The organism is Pseudomonas sp. 18058, from assembly GCF_902706155.1.
Lineage (GTDB): Bacteria > Pseudomonadota > Gammaproteobacteria > Pseudomonadales > Pseudomonadaceae > Aquipseudomonas > Aquipseudomonas rustica.
In genome coordinates this window covers 1-8,147 of the sequence record NZ_CACSJY010000103.1, presented here as the reverse complement: position 1 = coordinate 8,147, position 8,147 = coordinate 1, and the positions used below count along the sequence as shown (strand labels likewise).

The window sequence follows — 8,147 nt, the reverse complement described above, 5'->3', positions numbered from 1 at the left end:
GATCTTTTGATCTTAAAAACCCAGGTCAAAAGATCGCAGCGTGCCGCAGCTCCTACAGGGGGAGAGGGTGGTTTCAGGTGAGGCTGTTTTGCAGGTGGCTGCGCAGTGCTTGTAGCTCTGCTTGCAGGTTTTGCAGGCGTTCGATGGAGAAACCGCTGGCGCCGAGAATGCATTGCGGAACGGTTTGGGCGCTCTCTTTGAGCTCACGCCCCTTGGCGGTCAATTCGACAATCACAACGCGCTCATCCTCTCGGCTGCGCGTACGGCTCAACAACCCTTCAACCTCCAGCCGTTTAAGCAGCGGCGTCAGCGACCCCGGATCGGTGAGCAACTTTGTGCTGATTTCCCCGACCGTCAAACCATCCTTTTCCCACAACACCATCATCGCCAGGTACTGCGGATAGGTCAGCCCCAGCGCTTGCAACAAAGGTTTGTACACCTTGGTCATCATCAGCGAGGTGGAATGCAGGGCGAAGCAGGCCTGATTGTCGAGTAGCAGGTCGTCGCAGGTGTCGCGTTCGGAAGTCATGTCTACGCCTTGATCGTTGATGGTCATGAATCTAGCGCTCGAGTGTTTAATGCGCCAGATAATTTTCCATCGCTAGTGCCGGCCGAGATCCCGTTGCAGCGCCAGATCCCACGGCGGTATAGGGCTGAAGCGCGTTTTCAGGTATTCCAGAAGCAAGCGACTGCGCGCGTGGGTTTGTTGTTCCATGCGCAACGCGTAGATGCCGGTGGTTTCCGGTTTCGGCAGACCGTCGGCGCAAAACAGTGGCAATAATTCGCCGCGCAGCAAGTATTCACTGGCCAGCCACGTGGGCAGATGTGCAATGCCCAACCCGGCCAGCGCTCCGCACACCAAGGCTTCGGCATTATTGGCGCTCATGCGGATCCGCGCGGGCCGATGCAATTGCATCTGCCCGTCGTGCTCGAAACGCCAGGCGAACGGCGGGGCGAGGCCTTCCCAGTCGAGTCCGTCATGTTCGCTCAATTGCGCTGGAGCGCTCGGCACGCCCCGGCGCTTGAGATAGTCGGGACTCGCACAAGCGATGCGCACCATGCTCGCCAGCGGCGTGGCGACCAACCGGGTATCCGCCAGTTGCCCGGCGCGCAGCACCAGATCGACCTTGCCTAGATTGGAGCCGCCCATGTCGACAAAACTGTCGATCAGGTGCAACTGCACATCGAGCCCTGGGTACAACACCAGAAAGTCGGCAATCACTGGCGCCAGATGCCGTCGACCAAACGCCGCCGGCGCATCAATCCGAATCAAACCTTCCGGCGCGTTGCTCAAAGACACGGCTTCGGCGCGAGCCAGTTGCAGCTCGGCTACGATTCGACGTGCGCGTTCGGCGAACGCCAGCCCGGCCGGCGTGGCGAGTACCGCGTGAGTGCTACGGACAAACAACTGGCTGCCCACGGCGCTTTCCAGGCTGTCGATCCGTCGCGCAATGGCTGATGGCGTCAACGGATGACGACGCGAGACGGCAGAAAAACTGCCGCTCTCCAGCACATCCAGAAACAATCCGAGTTGGTCGGTGAGTTGATTGGGATTCATGGCGAACTCGATGCTTGTGCGAAATCGGCATAGCCATTGTGCGTTGCTGTGCGTTTCCCCGCCAGCCGCGACTGCGTAGGATGATTCGCCTGACGTAAGAGGAATTCGGCTGTGATGGAGTTTTTGTTGTACCTGTTATTCGGCGCCGCACTCGGCACCCTCGGTGGCATCTTCGGCATCGGTGGTGGTCTGATCGCGATTCCGCTGCTCGGAGTTTGGTTTGGCCTTGATCAACAGATCGCCCAAGGCACGGCGCTGGTGATGGTGGTGCCGAACGTGATGCTGGCGCTGTGGCGTTATCACCAGCGCAATCGCATTGAGTTGCGACACGCGTTGCCGCTGGCGGTGATGGGTTTCTGCTTTGCCTGGATCGGCTCGATTTGGGCTGTCGGTATCGACGCGCAAACCATGCGCATCGGCTTCGTCGCTTTTCTGGTGGTGTTGTCGGTTTACAACCTGTTGAAGATGTTCGGTCGCCAACCTGCCGCGACGTCGGAGATGCGCTATTCGTGGCCGTGGCTTGGCGTGCTCGGCGCGGCGTCTGGCACCATGGGCGGTTTGTTCGGGGTTGGCGGGGCGGTGGTGGCGACGCCAGTGTTGACCAGCCTGTTCGGCACCACCCAAGTGGTTGCTCAGGGCTTATCGCTGGCGCTGGCCTTGCCGAGCACCGGCGTGACGTTGGTGACGTACGCGGTGCATCACGAAGTGGACTGGATGATCGGCCTGCCGCTGGCCATCGGTGGTCTGGCCAGCATCAGTTGGGGTGTAAAAGTCGCCCACGCGATGCCGGAAAAACTCCTGCGTGGGCTGTTCTGCGGTTTTCTGGTGCTGTGTGCGGTAATGCTCGCGTTTAAAGTTTGAAGCCTTCGACGATGTGCTCGGCCAGGCACTCGGTGATCGGCGATGGATTGTTCAGGTTGCGCACCAGCATGATGCTGGCCTCCGGCAACAACGGCAGGTCTTGGTCGGCACCAAGAATGCGCATGTCCGGGGTGATCAGGCTTTCCAGTTGCGCGGTGATCGCCAGACCCGCGCTCACCACCGCCATCAGCGCCGACAAACTGGTGCTGTTGTAGGCGATGCGGTAATCGCGGCCCATCGCGTCCAGCGCATTGCACGCCCACAAGCGGCAGAAACAATCACTGTTGAACATCGCCAGTGGTAGCGGCGTTTGTTCGTGGGCGCTGAAGTTCTGCGCCTCGGCCCAGACAAAACGCTCCTTGCGCAGCAGTTGGCCGATCTCGTTGCCCGGCTCGCGGGTGACGATCGACAAGTCCAGGTCGGTGCGCTGCAACAGTTGCTTGGTCGACTCGCAATGCACTTCGATCTGGATCAGCGGATAGAACTGGGCGAATCGCGACAGAATCCCCGGCAGAAAACGCATCACGTAATCATCCGGCGTACCGATGCGCACGGTGCCGACCATGTGCGGCTCGCGCAGCGTGTTGAAGACTTCACTGTGAAGTTTAAGAATGCGCCGCGCATAACCGAGCAGCACCTGGCCCTCAGCCGTGAGGCGCACCTGACGTCCATCACGCTCGAACAATTGGCGCTGCAACACGTCTTCTTCCAGACGCTTCATCTGCATGCTCACCGCCGATTGCGTGCGGTTGACCATTTCGCCGGCGCGGGTGAAACCGCCCTGATCGGCAATCGCGACGAAGGTACGCAACACATCGGTATCGATACTGGGGTAGGCGGACAATTGATGAATCTCCGTGATGCATGCCATCAGAAACATTCGTTGGATTGATCTTATCGCCAGGCAGAGACTTGAGCCATCCACAACGGAGGGCAACACGATGAAAGGTCAAAGAGAGTTTGCAGGCGAAGAAAAATTCAGCGGTCACATCGTTTCCGATCTGCTGCACAAGTTTAGCCGCTGGTACGATTTGCACCGTGAACGTGAGTTGCTCGCCAGTCTGAGCGACGAAGCGTTGAAGGACATCGGGGTTAGTCGTGCCGACGTCGAACACGAAACCGTGCGGCCATTCTGGGACGACCCGATGCATAAATGATGAGGGCGCCGCTACACAAACCACTTTCAGGTGAGGTAGGTTGCGAGCAGACAAGGAGATGCTCATGCCCGCGACACTGTCCTTTTCCCTCAAACAGGCGCGACGACTGGCGCTGGCTGCCCAAGGGTTCAACGGGCGCCAGCCGCCGACCGTCAAAGCCGCTCACGTCAACCGGCTGATCGAACGGCTGGGCCTGCTGCAAATCGACTCCGTCAACGCCGTGGTGCGCTCGCACTACCTGCCGCTGTTTTCCCGTCTCGGTTCCTATTCTTCTGACTTGCTCGACCAGGCTGCCTGGAGTTCGGGGCGACGTCGCACGTTGTTTGAATATTGGGGCCATGAAGCATCGTTACTGCCGCTGTCGATGTATCCGTTGATGGCTTGGCGCATGCAGCGAGCGCGGCGCGGCGAGGATATTTATCAGCAACTGGCGAAGTTTGGTCGCGAGCAGCAGGACGTGGTGCGTCGCGTATTGAGTTCGGTGCAAGAGCAGGGCGCGGTGGGCGCCGGCAGTCTGTCGACCCGCGAAGACAAGGCCGGGCCATGGTGGGACTGGAGCGCGGAAAAGCATGCGCTGGAGTGGTTGTTTGCCGCTGGCGAAGTGACGGTGGCGGGACGGCGTGGTTTTGAGCGTTTGTATGATTTACCGGAGCGGGTAATTCCTTCTTCGATCTTGCAGCAGGCATTGCCGGATGAAGCCGAGGCGCAACGGGGATTGCTGTTGCATGCGGTGCAGGCGATGGGTGTCGGCACTGAGAAAGACCTGCGTGATTACTTCCGCTTGAACCCGGCGGATGCGCGGCCGCGACTGGCGGAACTGGTCGAGGCGGGGCAATTGCAGATGTGCGAAGTGGCCGGTTGGCGGCAGATCGCTTATTGCCTGCCGGAGCCGAAAATCCTGCGCAAAGTGACGGCGAGTGCGCTGTTGTCGCCATTCGATTCATTGATCTGGGAGCGCAGCCGCACCGAGCGGTTGTTCGATTTCCGCTATCGGCTGGAGATTTACACGCCGCAGGACAAGCGGGTTTACGGCTATTACGTGTTGCCGTTTTTGCACAATGAACGGATTGCCGCGCGGGTTGATTTACGCGCTGAGCGCGCGGCGGGGCGGTTGGCGGTGCATGCGGTGCATGAGGAGGAGCCGGGGCTGGATGAGCAGGGGATGTTGGCGCTGGCGATGAATTTGCGGCGAATGGCGGATTGGCTGGGGCTGGAGCGGGTGCAGCTCAATTGTCAGCGCGAGAGTGCGCTGCGGTTGCGGGTGGCATTGGCGAAGATAGGCGTTGATTGAGCTGGCCCTTTCGCGAGCAAGCCCGCTCCCTCATTTTGAAATGCATTCCAAATGTGGGAGCGGGCTTGCTCGCGAAGAGGCCCGTTCAAGCGATAAAGATCTCGAACCTTAGCGGCGAACCTGCTTGAGGGTTTCAGCGATGAGGAATGCCAACTCCAGCGACTGATCGGCATTCATCCGCGGATCACAATGCGTGTGATAGCGATCCGACAAGCCGTCTTCCGTAATCGGCCGCGCTCCACCGATGCACTCGGTGACGTTCTGCCCGGTCATCTCGATATGAATCCCGCCGGCATAAGTGCCTTCCGCTTCGTGCACCTGGAAGAATTGCTTCACCTCGCCAAGGATCTGCGCGAAGTCGCGGGTCTTGTAGCCGCTGCTGGCCTTGATGGTGTTGCCGTGCATCGGGTCGGAGCTCCACAGCACCTGCTTGCCTTCACGCTGCACCGCGCGGATCAGCGCCGGCAGGTGATCGCCGACCTTGTTCGCGCCCATCCGCGCGATCAGGTTGAGGCGACCCGGATCGTTGTCCGGGTTGAGCACGTCGATCAGGCGAATCAGATCATCCGGGTTCATGCTCGGGCCGACTTTCACGCCGATCGGGTTGTTCACCCCGCGCAGAAATTCGACGTGAGCGCCGTCGAGCTGACGGGTACGGTCGCCGATCCACAGCATGTGCGCCGAGCAATCGTAGTAATCGTTGGTCAGGCTGTCGCGGCGCACGAAGGCTTCTTCGTAGTTCAGCAGCAGCGCTTCGTGGGCGGTGAAGAAACTGGTTTCGCGCAGTTGCGGCGAGCTGTCCATGCCGCAGGCGCGCATGAACGCCAGGGTTTCATCGATGCGGTCGGCGAGGTGGCTGTACTTCTCCGCCAGCGCCGAGTTGGCGATGAAATCGAGGTTCCACTTGTGCACTTGGTGCAGGTCGGCAAAACCGCCCTGAGCGAAGGCGCGCAACAGGTTCAGCGTCGCGGTGGACTGGTGATAAGACTGCAGCAGACGCTCCGGATCCGGTACGCGGCTTTTCTCATCGAAACCGATGCCGTTGACGATGTCGCCGCGATAAGCCGGCAGCGTCACACCATCGATGGTCTCGTCGTTGGCCGAACGCGGCTTGGCGAACTGACCGGCCATGCGCCCGACCTTGACCACCGGGCAACCGGCGGCGAAGGTCATGACGATTGCCATTTGCAGCAACACTTTAAAGGTGTCGCGAATCTTTGCCGCGGAGAATTCGGCGAAGCTTTCTGCGCAATCACCACCCTGGAGCAAAAACGCCCGGCCCTGAGTTACTTCGGCAAACTGTCGACGCAGCTCGCGTGCCTCGCCGGCAAACACCAGCGGCGGATAACTGGCCAGGGTTTGCTCGACCTGGCGCAGGTGCGCGGCGTCGGGGTATTGGGGTTGTTGCTGGATCGGCAGGGCGCGCCAGCTGTCAGGGCTCCACGGTTGGCTCATCACGGTCTCTAAGGTTCTACGCACGGACGGCCATGTTAGCAGCAATTAGTGCGTGACCTGCTCCCGCCCCTTCGCCGACAATCGCCGCTTTGCCACGGCGCCACAGCGGTGCCATCGCGTCACCGCGCCCGGTGACCATCAGGAGACGAAATGACTGAGGAGCGCGTCGAGCATCTGCTCGCCGAAGTACAGGATGAGTTCGGCGTGATTCGCGTGCTGGAAGTGGCCGATTACCGCTTTCTCGAATTCGGCGATGCGATCGAGCAGAGCTGCGTGTTCACCGCTGACCCGAGCTGGCTGGAGTACGACTACACCCGCGCGATGCTGATCGGCGCGTTGTGCCATGAGCAACCGGACAGCGCGCTGTTTCTCGGGTTGGGTGCGGGGACATTGACCCAGGCCTGCCTCAAGTTTCTGCCACTGGAAGATGTTGAAGCCATCGAGTTGCGCCCGGACGTGCCGCGTCTGGCGATCGAATACCTGGGACTGGACGACGATCCGCGTCTGTACATTCGTGTCGGCGATGCGCTGGAGTTGTTGCCGACGGCGGAGCCAGCGGATTTGATTTTCGTCGACCTCTACACCGACGTCGGCCCGGGTGTCGGGCATCTGGCCTGGGGTTTTCTCGGTGACTGCCAGAAGCGTTTGAATCCGGGCGGCTGGCTGGTGATCAATCAGTGGGCCACCGATGATGGCCAGCCATTGGGCGCGGCGCTGTTGCGCGGGCTCTATCACCGGCATTACTGGGAGCTGCCGGTGAAGGAGGGCAATGTGATTTTGCTGGTACCGGCGGATCTCGATCAGGAACTGGACATGCAGGCGTTGACTGCGCGGGCCGAAGCGCTGGCGCCGCGGTTGGGGTATTCGTTGCAGTCGTTGATCAACGCGATTCGCCCCGCGACCTGAGTTGCCAGTGCTGGCCCCTTCGCGAGCAAGCCCGCTCCCACATTTGCAATGCGTTCCCCCTGTGGGAGCGGGCTTGCTCGCGAAGACGGCCTCAAAACCACCACAGCTTCAGATCCCTTTGAATATTCCGGGCCGCCGCTCCACCAGCGACCGCACGCCTTCCTTGGCATCCTCACTCGCCAACAACTTCTTCACCAACGCCGGCAAGCCCTGCGTCGCCGCAGTCTCACCCTCATACCGCGCCTGCCGCGCCGACATCAACGTCGCCTGCACCCCCAACGGCGCCTGTCGCGCGATCCGCTCCGCCAATTCCATCGCCCGTGGCAACAAATCCTCACTGGCCATCACTTCCTGCACCAACCCCAAGCGCAACGCATCGTGCGCATCAAACTCATCCCCGGTTAGCAGCCAGCGCATCGCATTGCCCCAGCCGGCAATCTGTTGAAAACGCAAAGTCGCGCCACCAAAAGGAAAAATCCCACGCTGCACTTCCATTTGCGCGAAGCGGGTGTTGCTCGCGCAAAGATTGATATCCGCCGCCAACATGAGCTCGATCCCGATGGTCAGGCAGTAACCCTGCGTCGCGACAATCACCGGTTTGCTCACCCGTGGCCCGACGAAAACACCCCACGGATCGCAACCGCCGGTCGGAACTTGCCAACCTTCGGCCAATGCTGAGCTGGCATTCACCAGATCCAGACCGGCGGTAAAGTGTTCGCCATGGCCGAACACCACCGCCACCCGCGCCTCGCTGTCGGCTTCGAATTCGCCATAGGCCAGGCTCAGGTCGTTGAGCAGGTGGAGGTCGAAAGCATTGCGCTTGGCCGCTCGATCCAGGCCGATCAGGTGGACGTGACCACGACGTTCTCGGCTGACGCGGCCGGCGCAGGGCTGATTCATCGGTAGATCCTCGGGCGGG

Annotated in this window: 9 protein-coding genes; 4 read left to right on the top strand and 5 right to left on the bottom strand. The window is 60.7% G+C overall.

All coding sequences use genetic code 11. The features are described 5' to 3' along the window. Nucleotides 1–73 precede the first annotated feature (73 nt). A complete protein-coding gene (locus GVL50_RS28060) occupies nt 74–529 on the bottom strand; it encodes a MarR family winged helix-turn-helix transcriptional regulator (protein ID WP_172680138.1) in 456 nt (151 codons plus the stop codon). 72 nt (nt 530–601) lie between these two features. After that, on the bottom strand, nt 602–1,558 hold the full coding sequence (locus GVL50_RS28055) for a LysR family transcriptional regulator (RefSeq protein WP_159815800.1): 957 nt from the start codon (nt 1,556–1,558) through the stop codon (nt 602–604). A 111-nt stretch (nt 1,559–1,669) separates the two neighbouring features. Between GVL50_RS28055 and GVL50_RS28050 the strand changes: the two genes are divergently transcribed. Next, nucleotides 1,670–2,419, top strand: a complete 750-nt coding sequence (locus tag GVL50_RS28050; RefSeq protein WP_172680136.1) for a sulfite exporter TauE/SafE family protein — start codon at nt 1,670–1,672, stop codon at nt 2,417–2,419. On the opposite strand, the gene GVL50_RS28045 is transcribed toward GVL50_RS28050, so the two are convergent. Beyond that, nucleotides 2,409–3,263, bottom strand: coding sequence for a LysR substrate-binding domain-containing protein (locus tag GVL50_RS28045; protein ID WP_172680137.1), 855 nt, complete (start codon nt 3,261–3,263; stop codon nt 2,409–2,411). The two genes, GVL50_RS28050 and GVL50_RS28045, sit on opposite strands and share 11 nt — an antisense overlap. A gap of 97 nt (nt 3,264–3,360) precedes the next feature. Between GVL50_RS28045 and GVL50_RS28040 the strand changes: the two genes are divergently transcribed. Both GVL50_RS28040 and GVL50_RS28035 read left to right on the top strand, forming a co-directional pair. Next, nucleotides 3,361–3,576, top strand: coding sequence for a DUF1127 domain-containing protein (locus GVL50_RS28040; protein ID WP_053122393.1), 216 nt, complete (start codon nt 3,361–3,363; stop codon nt 3,574–3,576). 64 nt (nt 3,577–3,640) lie between these two features. After that, entirely contained in the window at nt 3,641–4,867 is a 1,227-nt protein-coding gene (locus tag GVL50_RS28035; RefSeq protein WP_159815799.1) for a winged helix-turn-helix domain-containing protein, read from the top strand. Nucleotides 4,868–4,975: 108 nt separating this feature from the next. On the opposite strand, the gene GVL50_RS28030 is transcribed toward GVL50_RS28035, so the two are convergent. Next, a complete protein-coding gene (locus GVL50_RS28030; protein WP_007964815.1) occupies nt 4,976–6,322 on the bottom strand; it encodes a class II 3-deoxy-7-phosphoheptulonate synthase in 1,347 nt (448 codons plus the stop codon). Between the two features lie 150 nt (nt 6,323–6,472). On the opposite strand from GVL50_RS28030, the gene GVL50_RS28025 reads away from it, so the two are divergent. Continuing rightward, nucleotides 6,473–7,228 carry a spermidine synthase gene (locus tag GVL50_RS28025; protein ID WP_053122388.1) on the top strand — a complete coding sequence of 252 codons (756 nt, stop codon included), beginning with the start codon at nt 6,473–6,475 and terminating at the stop codon, nt 7,226–7,228. A 108-nt stretch (nt 7,229–7,336) separates the two neighbouring features. Here GVL50_RS28025 and GVL50_RS28020 read toward each other — a convergent pair whose 3' ends face one another. Further along, a complete protein-coding gene (locus tag GVL50_RS28020; protein ID WP_159815798.1) occupies nt 7,337–8,128 on the bottom strand; it encodes a crotonase/enoyl-CoA hydratase family protein in 792 nt (263 codons plus the stop codon). Nucleotides 8,129–8,147: the final 19 nt, after the last annotated feature.

Excerpts from the sequence above, each read along its gene's own strand:
- GVL50_RS28060 (WP_172680138.1), bottom strand. The coding sequence starts at position 529 with ATGACTTCCGAACGCGACACCTGCGACGACCTGCTACTCGACAATCAG.
- GVL50_RS28055 (WP_159815800.1), bottom strand. The coding sequence starts at position 1,558 with ATGAATCCCAATCAACTCACCGACCAACTCGGATTGTTTCTGGATGTG.
- GVL50_RS28040 (WP_053122393.1), top strand. The coding sequence starts at position 3,361 with ATGAAAGGTCAAAGAGAGTTTGCAGGCGAAGAAAAATTCAGCGGTCAC.
- GVL50_RS28035 (WP_159815799.1), top strand. The coding sequence starts at position 3,641 with ATGCCCGCGACACTGTCCTTTTCCCTCAAACAGGCGCGACGACTGGCG.
- GVL50_RS28030 (WP_007964815.1), bottom strand. The coding sequence starts at position 6,322 with ATGAGCCAACCGTGGAGCCCTGACAGCTGGCGCGCCCTGCCGATCCAG.
- GVL50_RS28025 (WP_053122388.1), top strand. The coding sequence starts at position 6,473 with ATGACTGAGGAGCGCGTCGAGCATCTGCTCGCCGAAGTACAGGATGAG.
- GVL50_RS28020 (WP_159815798.1), bottom strand. The coding sequence starts at position 8,128 with ATGAATCAGCCCTGCGCCGGCCGCGTCAGCCGAGAACGTCGTGGTCAC.